Origin of the sequence: Paracoccus nototheniae, from assembly GCF_004335005.1 — a bacterium.
GTDB classification, from domain to species: Bacteria; Pseudomonadota; Alphaproteobacteria; order Rhodobacterales; family Rhodobacteraceae; genus Paracoccus; species Paracoccus nototheniae.
The window spans coordinates 34,777-54,120 of sequence record NZ_RQRT01000010.1 but is presented as its reverse complement, the minus strand read 5'-3'; the positions used below and the strand labels follow the sequence as shown (position 1 = coordinate 54,120).

Annotated in this window: 18 protein-coding genes; 6 read left to right on the top strand and 12 right to left on the bottom strand. The window is 67.5% G+C overall.

Features of this window, described 5'->3' with window-relative positions:
• Window positions 1–47: 47 nt before the first annotated feature.
• The 3 genes from EG885_RS06550 to EG885_RS06540 are packed head-to-tail and all read right to left on the bottom strand — an operon-like array spanning window position 48 to window position 1,958.
• Complete coding sequence (locus EG885_RS06550) at window positions 48–704, bottom strand: alpha/beta hydrolase (RefSeq protein WP_131573677.1); 657 nt, start codon at window positions 702–704, stop codon at window positions 48–50.
• On the bottom strand, window positions 701–1,342 hold the full coding sequence (locus EG885_RS06545; protein ID WP_242679535.1) for a DNA-3-methyladenine glycosylase family protein: 642 nt from the start codon (window positions 1,340–1,342) through the stop codon (window positions 701–703). Before EG885_RS06545 ends, EG885_RS06550 begins: the two co-directional genes overlap by 4 nt.
• On the bottom strand, window positions 1,335–1,958 hold the full coding sequence (locus tag EG885_RS06540) for a GntR family transcriptional regulator (RefSeq protein WP_131573676.1): 624 nt from the start codon (window positions 1,956–1,958) through the stop codon (window positions 1,335–1,337). The genes EG885_RS06545 and EG885_RS06540 overlap by 8 nt, the downstream gene beginning before the upstream one ends.
• Window positions 1,959–2,023: 65 nt before the next feature.
• Here EG885_RS06540 and EG885_RS06535 point away from each other — a divergent pair, with 65 nt between their 5' ends.
• Both EG885_RS06535 and EG885_RS06530 read left to right on the top strand, forming a co-directional pair.
• Window positions 2,024–2,692 (top strand): pyrimidine 5'-nucleotidase, encoded by a 669-nt coding sequence (locus tag EG885_RS06535; RefSeq protein WP_131573675.1) that lies wholly within the window; start codon window positions 2,024–2,026, stop codon window positions 2,690–2,692.
• Window positions 2,693–2,784: 92 nt separating this feature from the next.
• Window positions 2,785–3,984, top strand: coding sequence for a UbiH/UbiF family hydroxylase (locus EG885_RS06530; RefSeq protein WP_131573674.1), 1,200 nt, complete (start codon window positions 2,785–2,787; stop codon window positions 3,982–3,984).
• 80 nt (window positions 3,985–4,064) lie between these two features.
• Here the strand turns inward: EG885_RS06530 and dapA are convergent, their stop codons facing one another.
• On the bottom strand, window positions 4,065–4,940 hold the full coding sequence (gene dapA, locus EG885_RS06525; RefSeq protein WP_131573673.1) for a 4-hydroxy-tetrahydrodipicolinate synthase: 876 nt from the start codon (window positions 4,938–4,940) through the stop codon (window positions 4,065–4,067).
• 112 nt (window positions 4,941–5,052) lie between these two features.
• On the opposite strand from dapA, the gene EG885_RS06520 reads away from it, so the two are divergent.
• Window positions 5,053–7,116, top strand: a complete 2,064-nt coding sequence (locus tag EG885_RS06520) for a lytic transglycosylase domain-containing protein (RefSeq protein WP_131573672.1) — start codon at window positions 5,053–5,055, stop codon at window positions 7,114–7,116.
• Here the strand turns inward: EG885_RS06520 and EG885_RS06515 are convergent.
• The 3 genes from EG885_RS06515 to EG885_RS06505 all read right to left on the bottom strand — a co-directional run bounded on the left by EG885_RS06515 (window position 7,082) and on the right by EG885_RS06505 (window position 10,007).
• Entirely contained in the window at window positions 7,082–8,059 is a 978-nt protein-coding gene (locus tag EG885_RS06515) for a DMT family transporter (protein ID WP_379105606.1), read from the bottom strand. The genes EG885_RS06520 and EG885_RS06515 overlap by 35 nt on opposite strands.
• A 123-nt stretch (window positions 8,060–8,182) precedes the next feature.
• Complete coding sequence (locus EG885_RS06510) at window positions 8,183–8,971, bottom strand: inositol monophosphatase family protein (RefSeq protein ID WP_131573671.1); 789 nt, start codon at window positions 8,969–8,971, stop codon at window positions 8,183–8,185.
• A 121-nt stretch (window positions 8,972–9,092) separates the two neighbouring features.
• Window positions 9,093–10,007: a LysR family transcriptional regulator gene (locus EG885_RS06505; protein WP_131573670.1), complete on the bottom strand. Its 915-nt coding sequence runs from the start codon at window positions 10,005–10,007 to the stop codon at window positions 9,093–9,095.
• 91 nt (window positions 10,008–10,098) lie between these two features.
• On the opposite strand from EG885_RS06505, the gene metF reads away from it, so the two are divergent.
• Complete coding sequence (gene metF, locus EG885_RS06500; RefSeq protein WP_131573669.1) at window positions 10,099–10,971, top strand: methylenetetrahydrofolate reductase [NAD(P)H]; 873 nt, start codon at window positions 10,099–10,101, stop codon at window positions 10,969–10,971.
• 139 nt (window positions 10,972–11,110) lie between these two features.
• Here the strand turns inward: metF and EG885_RS06495 are convergent, their stop codons facing one another.
• The 3 genes from EG885_RS06495 to EG885_RS06485 form a co-directional block, all read right to left on the bottom strand.
• Window positions 11,111–12,157: a DUF2235 domain-containing protein gene (locus tag EG885_RS06495; RefSeq protein WP_131573668.1), complete on the bottom strand. Its 1,047-nt coding sequence runs from the start codon at window positions 12,155–12,157 to the stop codon at window positions 11,111–11,113.
• A gap of 34 nt (window positions 12,158–12,191) precedes the next feature.
• Window positions 12,192–13,346: a type III PLP-dependent enzyme gene (locus EG885_RS06490; RefSeq protein WP_131573667.1), complete on the bottom strand. Its 1,155-nt coding sequence runs from the start codon at window positions 13,344–13,346 to the stop codon at window positions 12,192–12,194.
• A gap of 175 nt (window positions 13,347–13,521) precedes the next feature.
• The gene (locus EG885_RS06485; RefSeq protein ID WP_131573666.1) at window positions 13,522–14,151 is read right to left on the bottom strand and encodes a winged helix-turn-helix transcriptional regulator; all 630 of its coding nucleotides are present in this window, start codon (window positions 14,149–14,151) and stop codon (window positions 13,522–13,524) included.
• A gap of 100 nt (window positions 14,152–14,251) precedes the next feature.
• On the opposite strand from EG885_RS06485, the gene EG885_RS06480 reads away from it, so the two are divergent.
• On the top strand, window positions 14,252–14,974 hold the full coding sequence (locus EG885_RS06480; protein WP_131573665.1) for a DUF1428 domain-containing protein: 723 nt from the start codon (window positions 14,252–14,254) through the stop codon (window positions 14,972–14,974).
• Window positions 14,975–15,064: 90 nt separating this feature from the next.
• Entirely contained in the window at window positions 15,065–17,926 is a 2,862-nt protein-coding gene (locus tag EG885_RS06475; RefSeq protein WP_131573664.1) for a valine--tRNA ligase, read from the top strand.
• 56 nt (window positions 17,927–17,982) lie between these two features.
• Here the strand turns inward: EG885_RS06475 and EG885_RS06470 are convergent, their stop codons facing one another.
• Together EG885_RS06470 and EG885_RS06465 are read right to left on the bottom strand one after the other, a co-directional pair.
• Complete coding sequence (locus tag EG885_RS06470; RefSeq protein ID WP_131573663.1) at window positions 17,983–19,089, bottom strand: pyridoxal phosphate-dependent aminotransferase; 1,107 nt, start codon at window positions 19,087–19,089, stop codon at window positions 17,983–17,985.
• Window positions 19,089–19,325: an Lrp/AsnC ligand binding domain-containing protein gene (locus tag EG885_RS06465; protein WP_131573662.1), complete on the bottom strand. Its 237-nt coding sequence runs from the start codon at window positions 19,323–19,325 to the stop codon at window positions 19,089–19,091. Before EG885_RS06465 ends, EG885_RS06470 begins: the two co-directional genes overlap by 1 nt.
• Window positions 19,326–19,344 lie beyond the last annotated feature (19 nt).

The following is a 19,344-nucleotide window of genomic DNA, read 5'->3' as shown; positions in this document are numbered from 1 at the left end:
GTTTGTCCATCTTGCCTACCATGGGCAAGGGGCGGCCCTGCCCCGGCCTAGTCCTTCAGATGCTCTTTCAGGAACGCCAGCGCCACCGACAGCCCGTCGGGCGCGATGCCGTGGCCGGTGCCCTCCATCACATGGCCATAGACGGTGAAGCCGGCCTCTTGCAGGGTCTGTCCGGCCAGCGCCATGTCGTCAAAGGGGACCATCTCGTCCTGATCGCCGTGGATCAGCAGGACGGGCGGACGGCTTTGGGCCTGTTCCGCCAGCAGTTCGGGCTGCAGCAGGCGGCCCGAAAAGCCGACGATCCCAGCGATGGGTTCTGCCCGGCGGGGCACGACATGCAGGGTCATCATCGTGCCCTGCGAAAAGCCCACCAGAACCATGCGGTCGGGGGTCAGCCCCTCATCCGCCAGCACCCGGTCCAGAAACGCATTCAACGCGATCGTCGATTGCGCCATGCTGGACCGCGCATCCTCTTCGGCCGAGCCGTCCAGCCAGGGGATCGGAAACCACTGATATCCCATCGGATTGTTGCGGCAAGGTTCCGGCGCGTCGGGGGCGTAAAAGGCGGTCTGCGGCAGATGCGCGGACAGCGGATCGGCCAGCCCCATCAGATCGGCCCCGTCCGAGCCATAGCCATGCACAAAGACCACGACCGAGGTGGCGGTCTGCGGGCCCTTGCGGTCGGATGTCAGCATGTCGGTCATATGGTTCCCTCGCGTCCCTTGGCCAGCCGGTAATAGGCCCACAACCCCCGCGCCGCAACCGCCCGCCATGGCTGCCACGGTTCGGCCAGGGCCCGCAGCGCGGCGGGCCCGGGGCGCGCGGGCAGGTCGTACAGGGTGCGCGCGGCCTCTTGCAGGGCCAGATCGCCCGCCGCCAGAACATCGGCCCGGCCAAGCGCGAATTTCAGATAGATCTCGGCGGTCCAGACCCCCACGCCGGGCAGCGCGACCAGCGCCGCCAGGGCCTGATCGTCAGGCATCGCGCGCAGGCCCGGCCAGTCCAGACCCGCCCCGGCAATCGCACGCAGGTAACGCTGCTTGGGCCGCGACAGGCCCGCCGCGCGCAGATCCTCATCCGAGGCCCCCCGCATCGCGGCCTCGGCGGTCAGGCCGGCAGTTTCCATCCGCGCCCAGATCGCCCCGGCAGCGGCGACCGAGATCTGCTGGCCGACGATGGCATGGGCGATGGCCGCGAACCCGTCGTCGCGCCTGCGCAAGGGCAGCGGCCCCAGCTGCGGCAGAACCCGCGCCCAGACCGGGCAGACGCTGGCCAGATGGGCGCATCCCTCATCCAGATCGGCCTGCGTGGTGATCAGCCGTGGCAGCCGTGGCTCAGCCACCCGCCTGCGCCTCAAGCCTCAGCCGCGTCTCCCATGCCATCGAAATGTGCTGGCGCAGCGCCCGGTCCGCCGCCTGCCCGTCGGCTGCCGCGATCGCCTCGACGATGCGGGCATGTTCGGCCAGCGCGGTGTCGCCCCGCCCTTCGGCGGCCAGCGAGGTCCGCGCCATCAGCGCCATGGTCCGGTGCACCAGATCCAGCTGCTGGACCAGATAGCGGTTATGCGAGGCCAGATGGATCTGCCGGTGAAAGCGCTTGTTGGCCCGCGCCATCACCTCGGGGTCGCCCTTGGCGCGGCGGTCCTCATCGACCATCTGCGCCAGCACGCGGACCTCTTCGGGGGTGGCGTGACGCGCCGCCAGCCGCCCGGCCAGCGCCTCCAGTTCCGCGCGCACGGTGTACAGTTCCGCCAGCTGGTTGTGATCCAGCGAGGCCACGATCAGGCTGCGCCCGTCGCGCACCAGCATGGCTTGGGTTTCCAGCCGTTGCAGCGCCTCGCGCACAGGGGTGCGGCTGACGCCGAAGCGTTCGGCCAGCTCGGATTCGACCAGCCGGTCGCCGGGACGATAGGTGCCGCTCTCGATGGCGGTCAGGATCAGGGAATAGGCATCTTTCATGCCGCCGACGATTGGCCCTGCCGCCGCGAATTGCAAGCGCGCGCCGGCCCGGTTATGGCATGGCCATGGATTTTTCGAACGTTCAGGTCTGGATCTTTGATCTGGACAACACCCTCTACCCGCCCGAGGCGCAGCTTTTCGCGCAGATCGAGACGCGGATGACAGCCTATATGATGCGCAGCCTTGGCGTGGCGCAGGATCACGCCAACCGGTTGCGGGTCGATTACTGGCGCCTGCACGGCACCACGCTGGCCGGGCTGATGGCCGACCATGCGATCGATCCGACAGCCTATCTGGCCGATGTGCATGATATCGACTTTTCGGTCCTGACCCCCGATCCCGATCTGGCGGATGCGATCGCAGCCCTGCCGGGGCGGCGGATCATCCACACCAATGGCGATGCCGCCTATGCGCGGCGCGTTCTGGCCGCCCGTGCCCTGCCCGACGATCTGTTCGAGGCGGTCTATGGCATCGAGGAAACCGGCTTTCACCCCAAGCCGGGCGCCGAGGCCTTTCACCGCGTCCTGACGGCGGCCCGAATCGATCCGGGCCGCGCCGCCTTCTTCGAGGATGACCCCCGCAATCTGGTCGTCCCCCATGATCTGGGGATGCGCACCGTGCTGGTGGGCCCCGGCCGCCACGGCCCCGATGCGCTCCTGGCGGCGCCGGGGCCGCATGTCCATCATCAGACCTTCGATCTGACCGGATTTCTGCGCGACCTGACGCGGTCCTGACGCTGACATGACGGGGGCCTGCGACAGCGTTCCCCCTTTCGCCGGGACGGCGGGACGGGCAGGATAAGGCCTCAGGCAAAAAGGGCTGTCCCATGACCGGCACGCGCATCGACGATATCGACATCCTGATCTCGGGCGCAGGGATCGCCGGGCTGATCGCCGCCGCAGCCTTTGGCGCCGAGGGGTTCTCGGTCCTTTGCGTCGATCCCGCCCCGCCCGTCACCGACGAGAGCGCGGCAGGCGCCGATCTGCGCTCGACCGCCTTCCTGATGCCGTCGGTCGCCCTGCTGGACCGGATCGGGCTGTGGGACAGGCTGGCGCCTCATGCCACCGCGCTGCAGGTCATGCGCATCGTCGATGCCGGGGGGCGCGATCCGCAGCCCCGCCTGATCCGCGATTTCGACGCCGCCGAGATCGGCGACCAGCCCTTTGGCTGGAACCTGCCCAACTGGCTGTTGCGGCGCGAGATCTCGGCCCGGCTCGACGGTTTGCAGACCGTCCGCTTTCTGCCCGGCACCGGCACCGCCACGGTGCTGGCCAGGGACGAGGGCGCGATCGTTACCCTGACCGATGGCCGCCGCCTGCGTGCCCGCCTGCTGATCGGCGCCGACGGGCGGGATTCCCCCGTGCGCCGCGCGCTTGGCATCGGCACCCGCACATGGCGCTATGGGCAAAAGGCGCTGGCCTTCGCCGTCACCCATGACCGCCCCCATCACAACATCTCGACCGAGGTGCACCGCTCGGGCGGCCCCTTCACGCTGGTGCCCCTGCCCGACCGCGACGGCAAACCGGCATCTGCCGTGGTCTGGATGGAAAACGGCCGCGAGACCGCCCGCCTGCGCGCCCTGCCCGCCGCGGACTTCACCGCCGCCCTGAACGCCCGCTCGGCCGATGTGCTGGGCCACCTGACGCCGGCCGCCGCGCTAAGCGAATGGCCGATCATCAGCCAGATCGCCGACCGCTTCAGTGGTCCCCGCACCGCCCTGATCGCCGAGGCCGCGCATGTCCTACCGCCCATCGGCGCGCAGGGCCTGAACATGAGCCTTGCCGATCTGGCAGCCCTGCTGGATCTCAGCCGCGCCGATCCGGGCAGCGCGGCCTCATTGGCCCGCTATGACCGCACCCGCCGCCCCGAGGCGCTGGCCCGCATGATCGGCATCGACGCTCTGAACCGCACCAGCCAGACCGGCCTGCGCCCACTGCGCGACCTGCGCGCCGCAGCCCTGGGCGGCCTGCACGGCCTGCCCCCCCTGCGCCGCCTGATGATGCGCACCGGCCTCGGCCTCACCTAGCGGCAGCGCCACGATTTCTTCTTCATATAAATATCCCGGGGGGTCCGGGGGGCTGGCCCCCCGCCCTCGCGGGACGCAAATCACACCAAGCCAGCATGCTCCAGCGCAGCATCGATCAGATGCCGCGTCGGCTCGGTCAGTGGCGTCAGGGGCAGGCGTACGCGCTCGTCGCACAGCCCCAAACGCGACATGGCGTATTTCGCGCCCACCAGCCCCGGCTCGACAAAGATCGCCAGATGCAGCGGCATCAGCCGGTCCTGCAACGCCAAAGCCTCGGCGTAATCGCCGCGCAGGGTCGCCTCCTGGAACTGCGCGCACAGGCGCGGCGCCACATTGGCGGTGACGCTGATGCACCCGACCCCACCATGGGCGTTGAAGCCAAGCGCGGTGGCATCCTCGCCCGACAACTGCACGAAATCGGGCCCGCAGGTCATGCGCTGGCAGCTGACCCGTTCCAGCCGTCCGGTCGCGTCCTTGACCCCGATGATCGAGGGGATGCGCGCCAGCACGCCCATCGTCTCGGGCATCATGTCGATGACCGACCGTCCGGGGATGTTATAGATGATGATCGGCAGATCGCAGGCATCGGTCAACGCGGTGTAATGCGCGATCAGCCCGGCCTGCGTCGGCTTGTTGTAATAGGGCGTCACCACCAGCCCCGCATCCGCCCCGACCGAGGCCGCGTGCTGCAACAGGCCGATCCCCTCGCGGGTGGAATTGGACCCGGCCCCGGCGATGACGGGGATGCGGCCATTGACCGCACGCACGACCTCTTCGATGACCAGACGATGTTCGTCATGGGTCAGGGTCGGGCTTTCGCCGGTCGTGCCCACGGGCACCAGACCATGCGTGCCCTGATCGATATGCCATTCGACCAGCTTTTTCAGCGTGTGCAGATCCAGCTCGCCGTCCGGTGTGAACGGCGTGACGAGGGCTGGCAGAGACCCTTTGAACATGACACGCTCCTTGAATTGGGATCTTTCGATTGGGGCTTCCCTATCCTCGGGCGGCGAACTTGCCAAGGTTGTGAATTGCATGGCCGCGCTTTGGCGGCGACACAGGATGGTGATGCGACTTCTGCGAGACATGATGATCGCGGGGCTTCTGGCCCTGCCGCTTGCCCTCCCCGCGCGGGCCGAGGATCCGGGCGCGATGGCGCTGGCTCTGGCCGCGACCGAGGCGCGGGACTGGGTGACCGCCCGCGACGCCGCCCTGCGCGCGGGCCCGCTGGCCGAGGCGCTGGTCGGCTGGCACGCCCTGCGTGCGGGATTTGGCGAATTTTCCGACTATGCCGCGTTCCTGCGCGAAAACCCCGACTGGCCCGGCCTCGATCTGCTGATCGAACGGGGCGAGGCCAAACTGCGCCCCGGCGCGGACCCCGACGACATCCGGTTGTGGTTCACCGACCGTCTGCCCGCCACCCGCAGCGGGGTGGAGGCGCTGAACGCGGTCCTGCCCCCCGCCGAGGCCGCGGCGATGCGCAACGCCGTCTTTTCCCGCCAGCCCCTGTCGGCGGCGGACGAGGCTGCGCTGCTGACCGCCCATCCCGATCTGGCCGCGCTGATCCCCGCCCGTGTCACCGCGCTGCTGGACGCGGGCGAATGGGCCGGGGCCGAGCGCCTGCTGGCCCGCCTGCCCGAGAATCAGCGCCCCCTGCCACGCGCCCGCATCGCCCTGCAGGCCGGGCGCGCCGGCGTGGACGACCTGATTCTGGCCTTGCCGGAACCCCTGCGCGCCGATCCGGGCCTGACGATGGACCGGTTCAACTGGCGCGTCGGTGCCCGCCAGCACGAGGGCGCACAGGCGCTGATGCTGGAGGCCTCGGGCAGCGCCGAGGGATTGCGCGATCCCGGCCAATGGGCCTCGATGCGGGTCGATTACGCACGGCTGGCCATGCGCAATGGCGACTGGCCACGCGCCTTGCGGCTGGCCAGCCCGCATTTCCTGCCCCCCGGCAACCGGCATTATCCCGATCTGGAATGGCTGGCGGGCTTTGCCGCGCTGAAGACCGGCGATCCGGGCCGGGCGCTGGACCATTTCCTGCATCTGGAAACCGTGGTGGGGGCGGCGATCAGCACCTCGCGCGCGCATTACTGGCAGGGCCGCGCGCATGAGGCGCTTGGCGACGATGCTGCGGCGAGCGCCGCCTATGAGGCGGCAGCCGACCTGCCCGGCACCTATTACGGGCAGTTGGCGATGGAAAAGACCGGCGCGCCTTTGCCCGCCGATTATGCCGTGGCCGATCCGGCCATCGACAGCCTGCCCGACTGGCGCGGCAGCGCGCTGCGCGAAAACGGCCTGTTCCGTGCCGGTCTGTGGCTGATCGCCAGCGGCAGGCGGGACGACGCGCAGCGGTTCCTGCTGCATCTGGCTCAATCCTCGACGCCCGAGGACATTGCCCGCATGTCGCGCCTGATGTACGAGGCCGGCACGCCCTGGCACGGGCTGCGTCTGGCCAAGCAATCGGCCAGTCAGGGCGTCATCTGGCCGGTCGCGCATTTCCCGCTGACCGGTCTGGAACGCGAGGATCTGGGCGTGCCCCCCGAACTGGTCATGGCCATCGCCCGGCAGGAATCGGAATTCAACTTTACCGCCAGCAGCCCGGTGGGCGCGCAGGGGCTGATGCAGGTCATGCCCGGCACGGCGGAACAGGTCACGCGGCAATTGCGCATCCCCTATGATCTGGGCCGCCTGTCCAGCGATGCGGCCTATAACGCGCGGATCGGGTCGCAATATCTGGTCGATCTGACGGAACGGTTCGGCCCGTCGATCGCGCTGATCGCCTCGGGCTACAATGCCGGGCCGGGGCGACCGGCGCGCTGGCTGGGCGATTTCGGCGATCTGCGCAAGGGCGCCGACCCGGTGGACTGGGTCGAGCTGATCCCCTTTGACGAGACCCGCAACTATGTCATGCGCGTGGCCGAGGCGCTGCCCATCTATCGCGCCCGCATCCATGGCAAGCCCGCGCCCGTCGTCACCCGGTGGGATCTGTCGGGCGGCGGCGCGGTGCCGCCCCCGCCCGCGCGGCTGACGCTGGCTTTGTCGACGCGGCCCTACCCCAAACCCTTTATCGGCCCGCCCTTGCCGGACGGATGGTTCACGCCGATTTCTGCCGCTGCCGCCACAGAGTGAAGATGCTGGCCGCGACGATGATCGCCGCGCCCAGCACGACATTCGGGCGCAGCGTCTCGTTGAACAGGAACACGCCCAGAAAACTGACCCAGACCAGCTGGGTATAGGCAAAGGGTTGCAGGGCCGACGCCTCGGCCATCTCATAGCTGCGGATCATCAGGTAATGCGAGGACATGCCGCAGACGCACAGGCAGATCATCCAGACCCAATCCAGCGGCGCCAGCCATTGCCAGTCCCAGATGCCGATCAGCGTGACCGCGACGGCGCCCGAGATGCCGGTCCAGAAGAAACTGACCATCGCCGGATCGTCGCGCGACACATGCCGCGTCAACAACCCGTACAGCGCGAACATCAGGGCTGCGGCAAAGGGCAGCAGCGCGGTCAGGCTGACCACGCCCCCGCCGGGGTTCAGGATCACCAGAATGCCCAGAAAACCGATGGCGATCGCCGTCCAGCGCCGCCAGCCGACGCTTTCGCCCAGAACCGGGCCGGACAGGGCCGCGACCAGCAGCGGATAGACGGAAAAGACGGCATGGGTTTCGATCAGGCCAAGGCGGACAAAAGCCTCGACCATGATCACCACCTCCAGCGCCAGAATGACGCCCCGGGCGATCTGGGTCAGCGGTCGTTTGGTGCGGATGGCGCGTTTCAGCCCGCCCGGCTGGCGAGAGACAAGCGCGATCACGAACAGCGCAAAGATCCAGTATCGGATCATCACCACCAGAACCGGCGGATAGGCCCCGCCCAGCATTCGTGAAAAGACATCCTGAAAGGCAAAGATCAGGCTGACCGCGCACATCATCGCGATCGCCAGCCCGGTGCGGTCGCGCGCCGGGCGCGGGGTGACTGGCGGCACCGGCGGTGCGGCGGATGCCGCAGCCACCGACCCCGCATAAGGGGTGGTGTCGGCAGAAGGGGGCGGGGCGGATCGGTCGTCGGGCATGGGCATTCTTTCGCGAATGCCCCCTGTTGCGCGCTTGATCGTCATCAGGTCAAGGCAAGGCCGGGTTGCACGACGTGCAACCCGGCCTTTGTGGCACGAATGCCCGGTCCCTTGGCAGGCGGATCAGTCGCGGGCGCGGATGATCTTGGCGAAGGGCTCCAGCAGGGTCGGGTTGGCGGCGACGATGCGGCCCGATTCCAGCGGATCGTCGTTTTCGCGGATGCCGTGAACGAACCCGCCCGCCTCGCGCACCATCAGGATGCCTGCGGCCACGTCCCAAGGCTTATTGCCGCGTTCCCAATAACCGTCAAAGCGGCCCGAGGCGACATAGGCCAGATCCAGCGAGGCCGCACCGAACCGGCGCACGCCCGCACAGACCGGCATCAGCTGCGCCAGATCCTGCAAGGCGGCAGGCAAGGGTCCGCGCCCGGCAAAGGGGATGCCGGTGGCAAAGATCGAATCGGTCAGCCGGGTGCGGCCCGAGACGCGCAGCCGCTGGTCGTTCATATAGGCGCCGGTGCCTTTTTCGGCAATGAACATCTCGTCCTTGGCGGCGTCAAAGATGACGGCGGCGACGATTTCCTTCTTATGCTCCAGCGCGATCGAGACAGCCCAATGCGGCAGCCCGTGCAGATAGTTCGTGGTCCCGTCCAAGGGATCGACGATCCAGCGGCGGGTGGGGTCTTCGCCCGCCTCTTCGCCGGTTTCCTCGCCCAGCCAGCCATAGCTGGGGCGCGCGTTCATCAGCTCTTCCTTGATCACCCGCTCGGCCTCGCGGTCGGCACGGGTGACGAAATCGCCGGCGCCCTTGACGCTGACCTGCAGATTTTCGACCTCGCGGAAATCCTTGACGAGGCCGCGCCCGGCCTTGCGGGCGGCCTTGATCATGACGTTCAGATTGGCGCTTGCCATCGGGTGCTCCGGCGTTTGGGGTTGGGCTGGGTCTTAGGGCAGACGCGCCGGAATGCCAAGCGTCACGCCACGGCCCGTCGGAACGGGTCTGGCAAGTCGCGGACCATCCGGTTGCAGGGCGTCATGTCATGGGGCCTCGCAGCATCCGCAACGGCTCGGTCCGCGACAGGCGCAGCACATGCGCCATATAGGGCTGGGCCAGATCGCCCGTCCGCACCGCCGCATAAAGCCTGCGCCGGATCCCCTGCGGTCCCAGGGGCAGCAGCGCCAGTTCGGGATTGGCAGCCTCGCGCCGCAAGACCCAATCCGGCATGACCGCCACGCCGCGACCCGATGCGACCAGCATCACCGCCACGGCGGTCAGTTCCACCGTGCGCTGGCGCAGCGGCTCGATGCCTGCGGGGGTCAGGAACTGGCTGAACACATCCAGCCGGGCGCGGTCCATCGGATAGGTGATCAGCACCTCGGTCACCAGATCGGCGGGATCGGCATGGCCCTTGGCCACCAGCGGATGACCCGCAGGCACGACCAGCGTGGGGGCGTAATCGAACAGCGGCTGGAAGGTGACGCCCGGCAGATCCTCAGGGTCGGACGAGATCACCAGATCGACCTCTTCGCGCACCAGCGCGGGCAGCGCGCCAAAGGCCAGCCGCTGGCGGATGTCCACATCGACATCGGGCCAGGCGCGGCGAAAGATGTCCAGCACCGGCAGCAGCCAGTCGAAACAGGCGTGGCATTCCATCGCGATATGCAGCCGTCCGATGCGCCCGGCCTCGACGCCCTTGAATTCGGCCTCGGTCGCGACGACCAGCGGCAGCACCTGTTCGGCCAGCCGCAACAGGCGCATGCCCGCGGCGGACAGGCGCATGGGCTTGGTGCGGCGGACGAACAGCTCGACCCCGGCCTGTTCCTCAAGCGCCTTGACCTGATGGGACAGGGCGGATTGGGTGATGTTCAGAACCTCGGCGGCACGGGCCAGACCGCCCTGTTCGTGAATGGCGTGAACGGTCCGCAGATGGCGCAATTCCAGATGCATGATGAGCCAGTCTCAGGTTTAACTTGAGGATTATGAATTTGTCTCACGCCGCCGGCCATGGCACAAGACCCGCCAACCGAAAGGATCTGTCATGAGCACGCCCCGAATCAGCTTCGAGTTCTTCCCGCCCAAGACGCTGGATGCCTCGTTCCGGCTGTGGGAGACGGCGCGCGCCCTGGCGCCGCTGGCGCCCGATTTCGTGTCGGTCACTTATGGCGCGGGCGGCACCACGCGGCAGCTGACCCACGAGGCAGTGACGACCATCAACCGCCAGTTCGGTCTGCAGGTCGCCGCGCATCTGACCTGCGTCGAGGCGACCAAGGCCGAAACGATGGAGATCGTGCAATCCTATGCCGATGCCGGCATCCGCGAAATCGTCGCCCTGCGCGGCGATGCCCCCAAGGGCGCCGACCGCTTTACCCCCCATCCCGAAGGGTTTGCCAGCTCGGTCGAGCTGATCAGGGCGATCGCGGCGCGTGGCGACATGACCATCCGCGTGGGCGCCTATCCCGAACCCCATCCCGACAGCGCCGATACCGATGCCGATGTCACATGGCTGAAGCGCAAGATCGATGCGGGCGCCACCAGCGCGATCACCCAGTTCTTCTTCGAGGCCGACACGTTCTTCCGGTTCCGCGACAAATGTGCTGCGGCGGGGATCGACGTGCCGATCATTCCCGGCATCCTGCCGGTGCAAAGCTGGGCCGGAACCAAGCGGTTCGCCGCGACCTGCAACACTGCAGTTCCCGATTGGGCCGAAGAGGCGTTCCAGATGGCCGCGCTGGACGGCCCCGAGGCCACCCGCGCGCTGGCCACCAGCCTCAGCGTCGATCTGTGCGAAGCGCTGACGGCGGGCGGCGTCGGGCAGCTGCATTTCTATACGCTGAACCGGCCCGAGCTGACCCGCGATGTCTGCGCGGCCTTGGGTGTGCGGCCTGCGGGCGGGCTGGAAGCGGTGGCCTGATGGCCCGGCCTTAGGGGCGGGCGGAAGGCCGGGGGCGCTTCGCCCCCCCCCCCCCCGCCAACGTCCATCGGTCCGCGGACCGATGGCGAATCGCTGAACGGCCCCCGAGGATATTTTTGTGAAGAAGAGGTTATGGGCCTCAGGCGGGGTCTGCTGAGGCGGTGTCGCGGTTGCGGGGTGCCATCTCTGCAAGCGTGCCGGTGAGGCGGGCGGGGCCCTTGTAGGGACGGGTGACGGTGGGATGCAGCGCCTCGGTCATCATGCGTCCGGCGATGCGGGGGGTGCGGATCAGGAAGGCCTTGCCCCAGTGGCGCCAGCTGCCGATGGCGGGGGCGTGGGGGTCACAGGGAAACAGCGCCCGCCAATCCTGCGGCAGCGGCAGATCCAGCCCGGCGGCATGGTCCAGCATCCAGACCAGCGGGATATTGGCCAGCGGACGGGACTGTTCGCGGCCCGACAATTGCCCGCCGATATCGGGATGCGCGCCCCGGAACCACATCTGTTCGATCCGCCCCGCCGCGTGATCGTCATCCCACAGAAGCGGCGCGAAGGCGGCGCGGGTCTCATCCAGCGCCAGCGCCTGAAAGCCATGTTCGATCCCGTGGCCCAGATGCGCGTCGTGGAAACGAAAGCGCGGTTCGGTCAGCATCCACAGCACCGGCAGCCGCAGGCCAAGCGCCATCACCGTATCGAAACAGCCGACCATTCGGATCGGGGCGTTAGGATGGCAGCGTCTGCGGCGAAAAGCACCCATCGCCTGCGCCGAGCCACCCGCGTGGTAATAGCGCCAGGCCAGCCGGATATGCCGTTCGGTCGCCGCATCCGACCGCAGCAGTCCCACCCGGCTGATCATGCCCGCCAGGCTGCGCACCGCAAACGCGCCGCGCGAATAGCCCAGCATGAAGATCCGGTCGCCGGGCCGGAAATCCGAGGCCAGCCAGGCATAGGCGCCGATGATCGTGGTTTCCAGAATCCGGCCCATCACCAGATCGGGCAGCGTGCGCCAGCGGGTCCATTGCTGGCCCATGCCGTAATGGATGCGGATGCGCCCCGGCGGCATCGGCCCCAGCTGACCGCCCAGCAGCCGGTGGATGCGTCCGATCGAACTGCGCCGCCCGTCGGCCAGCGAGGCGAAGGTGCCGTCCATCAGCACGACATGGGTGGTGGGCGGTCGCAGAATGCTCATGCCCCCACGCTAGCACGGAGGCATGAGCAAAAGGTTAGGACAGCCCCATCACCGTCGCGTGGGTCATCGCCCCGAAGCCGTTGAAGCGGGTGTTGGTGACCGTGGAATAGGCGCCTGCCCCGTGAAAGATCACGAAATCGCCCTCGGCCAGATCCTCGGGCATGCTCAGCTCTCCGGGCAGGCGGTCGACCGAATCGCAGGTCGGGCCAAAGATCACCCGGCCGGTCAGATCGCCGTGGCGGGGCTGGCCCTGCGGGGTCATCACCTCGATCCGGTCGATATTGCCGATGATCGGCAGCTCGGCCAGACCGCCATAGACGCCATCGTTCAGGAACACATGGCTGCCGTCACGCACGCCCTTGACGCGGGTGATCAGCGCATAGGCATCGGCCACGACGCCGCGCCCCGGCTCGCAGACCAGCGCCGGGGCGTCGGTCCCGAACATCTCGGTCGTGGTGTCGGCGATTTCCTGAAAGATCGAGGTCAGGTCAGGCTCGACCCCGATGACCCGATGGGACGGAAAGCCCCCGCCCACATTCAGGCGCACGGCCCGGACGCCCGCCATGTCGCAGATGTCTTTCGACACCCGAATATAGCTTTCCCATGCGATCGGGTCGGTGCATTGCGTGCCCGGATGGAAGGTCAGCGAGGGGACATAACCGCGCCGCGCGACCTCGGCCAACAATTCGGCAGCCAGTTCCGGCGTCGCGCCGAACTTGGAGCCGAAATCATAGGCCGCCCCCAGAACCGGCAGCTTGAAGCGGGGCGAAATCTCGACCCCCTTGCTATCCACATGGGTCGGCACCTGATCGAACAGCTTGTCCAGTTCCGACCGGCTGTCCACGGACCAGGCGCGCATGCCCTGGGCCACGGCATGCGCGATCTCGGACCGGGCGCGGACGGGGTTGTGGTAATGGCGCGCGGCATGCGGCGCCATGCGGCCGATCAGGTCGATCTCGAACGGCGAGGCGACGTCGAAGCCCGCGATCCCGGCGGCGACGAGGTTCTGGATCACCACCTCGTCCGGGTTCGACTTGACCGCATAGGTCACCAGTCCCGGAAAGCCCTGGATGAACTGACGCGCGCGGTCCTGCAGCACCGTCGGCGCGAAGACCATGACCGGATGTTCCGGGGCAAGATGTCGGATGACCTCGGCCGGATTGTCCCAGACGGTCTTCTGTTGTCCCATTGCGGTTCCTTTCGCACAGACAGGAAAAGGGCATAAATCGTTCAACCCTGATGCGCGCTTTAGGGTTTCAATGGCACCCCTGAAAAGGGGTGATTTGCGCGCATCACCCGATCTTGCGGCGGAACCTGTGTCATTTCGGTTAAAGCGGCAAAATGGCGCGCATGCGGGGGGTGCCTCAGCGCAGGCGGAACCGGGCCAGATAGGCCTGCGCGGCTGTCGCATCGCCCTGCAGCGTGACGCCGGGCACGCGGTCCAGAGGCAAGGGCCCATAGACGGCCTGCGCCAGCGCATTCCCGCTGCCCTCGATCACGAACGGGGCCTGCGGATCGGGATCGGCGGCGACCTGCAGCGCGCCCCGCGTCAGGGTCTGCACGAACCCCTCGCGCCCGCTTCGGAACCCCGCGCGGACGGGACCGGGCAGGCCCTGGTCCACCATCGCCGTCATCGAGATCATCAGCGCCGTCGGGCTGATGAACCGGCGCGGATCATGGCCGGGATGATCCGAGCCCCATCGGCACAGGGCCTGCAGCACCGGCATCAGCCCCTGCCCCGAGGCCGTCAGCCCATAGGCCCCCAGCGCCGGATCATGGCCGACCACCCCCGCCGCCTGCAGCTGTGCCAGACGCTGCGTCAGCACCGCCGCCGTCACGCCGGGCAGGCCCGCGCGGATCATCTGGAACCGCTTGGGCACCAGCATCAGTTCGCGCACGACCAGCAGCGCCCAGCGATCGCCGATCATGTTCAGCGCATGGGCGGCAAGGCAGCCTTCATCATAGCGCGGGCGGGATCTGGCTGGTTCGGTCATGTTTTCATACTATAAGTTGCTTTTTCATACTGCAACTGAGACATTCGGTCCTGCGGGACCATGCGCCCGCTTGCCGCACCAGAAGGACAGGGAGAGGATCATGACCTTCATCACCGGATTCGTGCTGGCCGTGCCGACGGCCAACCGGCAGGCCTATATCGACCATGCCAAGGCCAGCTGGCCGATGATGCAGCGCCTTGGGGCCAGTCGCATGGTCGAAGGCTGGGCCCAGGATGTGCCCCATGGCACGCAGACCGACTTTTACCGCGCCACGGCCGCGCAGCCGGACGAGACCCCGCTGTTCAGCTGGATCGACTGGCCCGACCGCGCCACCGCCGATGCCGCAGGCGCCCGACTGGCCGCCGGGGCCGAGCCCGAGATGGCGGCCATGGCCCGAATGCCCTTTGACGGCAGCCGGATGATGTGGGGCGGCTTCGACCCCATCGTCGAGGTCGGGCACAGCGCGCCGGGCCGCTATGTTCAGGGCTTTGTGCTGGCGGTGCCGGGGGCTGCGAAACAGGCCTATATCGACATGGCCCGCAGCGCGACCGACATGTTCCGGGACATGGGCGCGACATTCCAGCAGGAATGCTGGGGCGAGGATGTCCCCCACGGATCAAGGACCGATTTTCACCGCGCGACATTGGCGAAGGCCGATGAGGTTCCCGTCTTCAGCCGCATCGAATGGCCCGACCGCGCCACCTGCGATCGGGCTGCGCGGCAGATGGAGGCCGGGATGGCGGGGCAGGACTTTCCGCAGATGCCCTTTGACGGGCGCCGCATGTTCTGGGGCGGCTTCACCCCCATCGTCGATCTGCCCTGACGGGGGGCGGGCACCGGGGGGCCGGTTGACAGCCTCTCTTGGCCTTTCGCCGCGCATTGGGTAATCCATCCCCAACCAAGGGGAATTGCGATGACGATGGACAAAAGCTTTGACGCGACGGCCGCCGAGGCCCGGATCAGCGCCGAATGGGAACGCATCGGTGCCTTTGCGGCGGGCGCCAATGCCTCGCGGCCCGAGACGTTCACCGTGATGATCCCGCCGCCCAACGTCACCGGCAGCCTGCATATCGGCCATGCCTTCAACAACACGCTGCAGGATATTCTGGTGCGCTGGCACCGCATGCGGGGGTTCGACACGCTGTGGCAGCCGGGACAGGACCATGCGGGCATCGCCACCCAGATGGTCGTCGAACGCCGCATGGCCGAACGGCAGGAACCGGGCCGCCGAGAGATCGGGCGCGACGCCTTTGTCGAAAAGATCTGGGCGTGGAAACAGGAATCCGGCGATACGATCATCAACCAGCTCAAGCGGTTGGGCGCATCCTGCGACTGGTCGCGCAACGCCTTTACCATGTCCGGCGCCCCCGGCGCCCCTGCGGGGGAAGAGGGGAATTTCCATGACGCTGTGATCCGGGTCTTTGTGGATCTGTATAACAAGGGCATCATCTATCGCGGCAAGCGACTGGTAAACTGGGATCCGCATTTCGAAACCGCGATCAGCGATCTGGAGGTCGAGAACCGCGAGGTTCCCGGCCATATGTGGCATTTCAAATACCCGCTGGCAGGCGGTGCGACCTATGAATACGTCGAACGCGACGAGGATGGCCGCGTGACCCTGCGCGAGACCCGCAATTACATCAGCATCGCCACCACCCGCCCCGAGACGATGCTGGGCGATGGCGCGGTGGCGGTCCACCCCTCGGATGCGCGCTATGCCCCCATCGTGGGCCAGATGGTCGAGATCCCGGTCGGCCCCAAGGAACACCGCCGCCTGATCCCGATCATCACCGACGACTACCCCGATCCGACTTTCGGGTCCGGTGCGGTCAAGATCACCGGCGCGCATGATTTCAACGATTATGGCGTGGCGCAGCGGAACGGCATTCCCCTCTATGCGCTGCTGGACACCAAGGGCGCGATGCGCAGCGACGGGCTATCCTATGCGGAAAGCGCCGCCATCGCCTCGCGTGCCGCGAAGGGCGAGGATGTGGGCGACGTGTCTGCGGTCAATCTGGTGCCCGACGATCTGCGCGGTCTGGACCGGTTCGACGCCCGCAAGCGCGTGGTCGAGGCGATCACCGCCGAGGGTCTGGCCGTCACCTATCTGCACCGCGAGATCGAGCCGGAAACCGGCGCCGAGCATCTGGAACGCCGCCCCGTCGTGGATGCGAAACCCATCATGCAGCCCTTTGGTGACCGCTCGGGCGTGGTGATCGAGCCGATGCTGACCGACCAGTGGTTCGTGGACACGAAACGCATCGTCGAACCGGCGCTGGAAGCCGTCCGGTCCGGCCGCACCGAAATCCTGCCCGAGCAGCACAAGAAGGTCTATTTCAACTGGCTGGAAAATATCGAGCCCTGGACCATTTCCCGCCAGCTGTGGTGGGGGCATCAGATCCCGGTTTGGTATGATGATGAGGGCAACCAGTATTGCGCCGCTTCCGAGGCCGAGGCGCAACACATGGCTCCGGGCAAGACCCTGACCCGCGACCCCGACGTCCTTGATACATGGTTCTCCTCCGGCCTCTGGCCGCTTGGCACCCTCGGCTGGCCCGAGCCGACCGAGGAGCTGAAGAAATACTTCCCCACCGATGTGCTGGTCACCGGCTTTGACATCATCTTCTTCTGGGTGGCCAGGATGATGATGATGCAGCTGGAGGTCGCGAAAGACGTGCCGTTCCGGACGGTCTATGTCCACGGCCTCGTGCGCGACGAAAAGGGCGCCAAGATGTCCAAATCCAAGGGCAATGTCATCGACCCCTTGGTGCTGGTCGATGACTTCGGGGCGGATGCGCTGCGCTTCACGCTGACCTCGATGGCGGCGATGGGGCGCGATCCCAAGCTGGGGCCGAAGCATGTCGAGGTGAACCGCAATTTCGTCACCAAACTGTGGAACGCCACCCGCTTTGCCGAGATGAACGGCGTGCGCGGCGGCGGCGCCCGCCCTGACCCGAAAAACACCGTGAACCGCTGGATCATCGGCGAGACGGCGCGGGTGCTGATGGCGACCGATGAGGCACTGGCCGGGTATCGCTTCAACGATGCGGCGGGCGGGCTTTACGCCTTTGTCTGGGGCAAGGTCTGCGACTGGTATGTCGAATTTGCCAAGCCCCTGTTCGATGGCGAGGATGCCGAGGAAACCCGCGCGACGATGGGCTGGGTGCTGGATCAGTGCTATGCCATGCTGCACCCGATCATGCCCTTTGTCACCGAAGAGCTGTGGGCGCTGACCGGCGACCGCTCCAAGATGCTGATCCATGGCGACTGGCCTTTGCTGGGCGCCGATCTGATCGACGCAGAGGCCGACCGCCAGATGAACTGGGTGATCGCGCTGATCGAAGCGGTGCGGTCCGCCCGTGCCCAGATGGGCGTGCCGGCCGGGGCGAAGCTGGATCTGATCGTGACCGAGGCGGATGCCACGGCCCGCGTGGCGCTGAGTGCCAATGCGCCCCTGATCGAACGTCTGGCCCGGGTGAACACGCCCATGGACGGAACGGCAGGCAAGGGCATGATCGCGGTCTCGGCCCAGGGGGCCAGCTTTGCGCTGCCCATCGGCGATGTGATCGACGTGGCGGCCGAGACGGCGCGGCTGACCAAGGCGGTGGGAAAGGCCGACAAGGATGCCGACGGGCTGCGCAAACGACTGTCGAACCCCAAATTCGCCCAGAATGCCGAGGCCGAGGTGATCGAGGAAACCCAAGCCAAGCTGGCGGCGCTGGAGGATGATATCGCCCGCCTGCGCGCGGCACTGGATCAGCTGGCGGCCATGTGACCCCATCCCGCCGGGCGCACTCGCGTGACGCGCGGGAGCCTCCGGCGGGGATATTTTTATGAAGAAGAAGCGGCTTCGCCGAGGGCGGCGGGGAGGGCTTCGGCCAGAACCTCCAGCTCGGCATCGGGGGCGCAGCTGATGCGGATGCAGCGGTCCAATGGGGCCGTGCCGGGCATTCGGATGAACACGTCCCGCGCCTGCAGCGCCGCGACCAGGGCGCGGGCGAAGGCGCCGTCGCGATGCGTGTCCAGCGCCACGAAATTGGTGGCGGAAGGCAGGGCGGTCAGCCCGTTCGCAGCGCCGATCCGCCCGATCTGGTCGCGGGCGGCGGCGACCGAGGCCACCACATGGGCCAGCCAGCCGGGATCGGCCAGCGCGGCCAGCGCGCCTGCCTGCGCGATGCGGTTCACCCCAAAATGGTTGCGGATGCGGTCAAAGCCCGCGATCAGGTCGGGCGCGCCGATGGCATAGCCGATCCGCGCCCCGGCCAGACCATAGGCCTTGGAGAAGGTCCGCATCCGGATGACCCGGGGATCGTCGGCGTCGATCTGCGGGATGGCATCGGCGGGGGCGAATTCGGCATAAGCCTCGTCCAGCACCAGCAGGCAATCGGGGGGCAGATCGTCCAGCATGGCCCTGATGACCGTGCCCTTGTGCCAGCTGCCCATCGGGTTGTCGGGATTGGCCAGATAGATCAGCCGTGCCCCTGTCTGATGCGCGCGATCCAGCAGGGCCTGCGGATCTTCGGTATCGCCCCGATAGGGCACCTTGTGCAGCACCCCGCCAAAGCCCGTGACGTGATAGTTGAAGGTCGGATAGGCCCCGTCCGAGGTCGCCACCGCATCGCCCGGCGCCACCATCAGCCGTACCAGAGTGCCCAGCAGGCCGTCGATCCCCTCGCCCACCATCACATGGGCAGGCGTGACCCCCAGATGGCCGGCCAGCGCATGGGTCAGATCATGGCTGGGCGCATCGCCGTATTTCCAGATGCCGCCCACCGCCTCGCGCATGGCGCGTGCCGCCAGCGGGCTGGGGCCGAAGGCGCTTTCGTTGGCGCCGAGCCGGGCGGCAAAGGGGGTGCCGCGCCGCCGCTCCAGCGTTTCGGGGCCGATGAAGGGGACGGTCTGCGGCAATCCGGCGGGAAGGGGGGCGAAAGGCGGCATCAGAAGGCGCGGAAGGTCATCGTGGTCAGGGTGCGGCTGATATGGGGGATATCGAACAGCCGGTCGGACAGATAACGACCGACATCCTCGCCCTCGGGGATATAGACCTTAGCCATCAGGTCGTAATCGCCCGAGGTGGAATAGAGCTCGCTGACGATCTCTCGGTCATAGATGGCCTCGGCGACCTGATAGGTGCGGCCGGGCTCGCATCGGAACTGGACGAAGACGGGGCGCATGGGATCTCCCTTTTGGCGG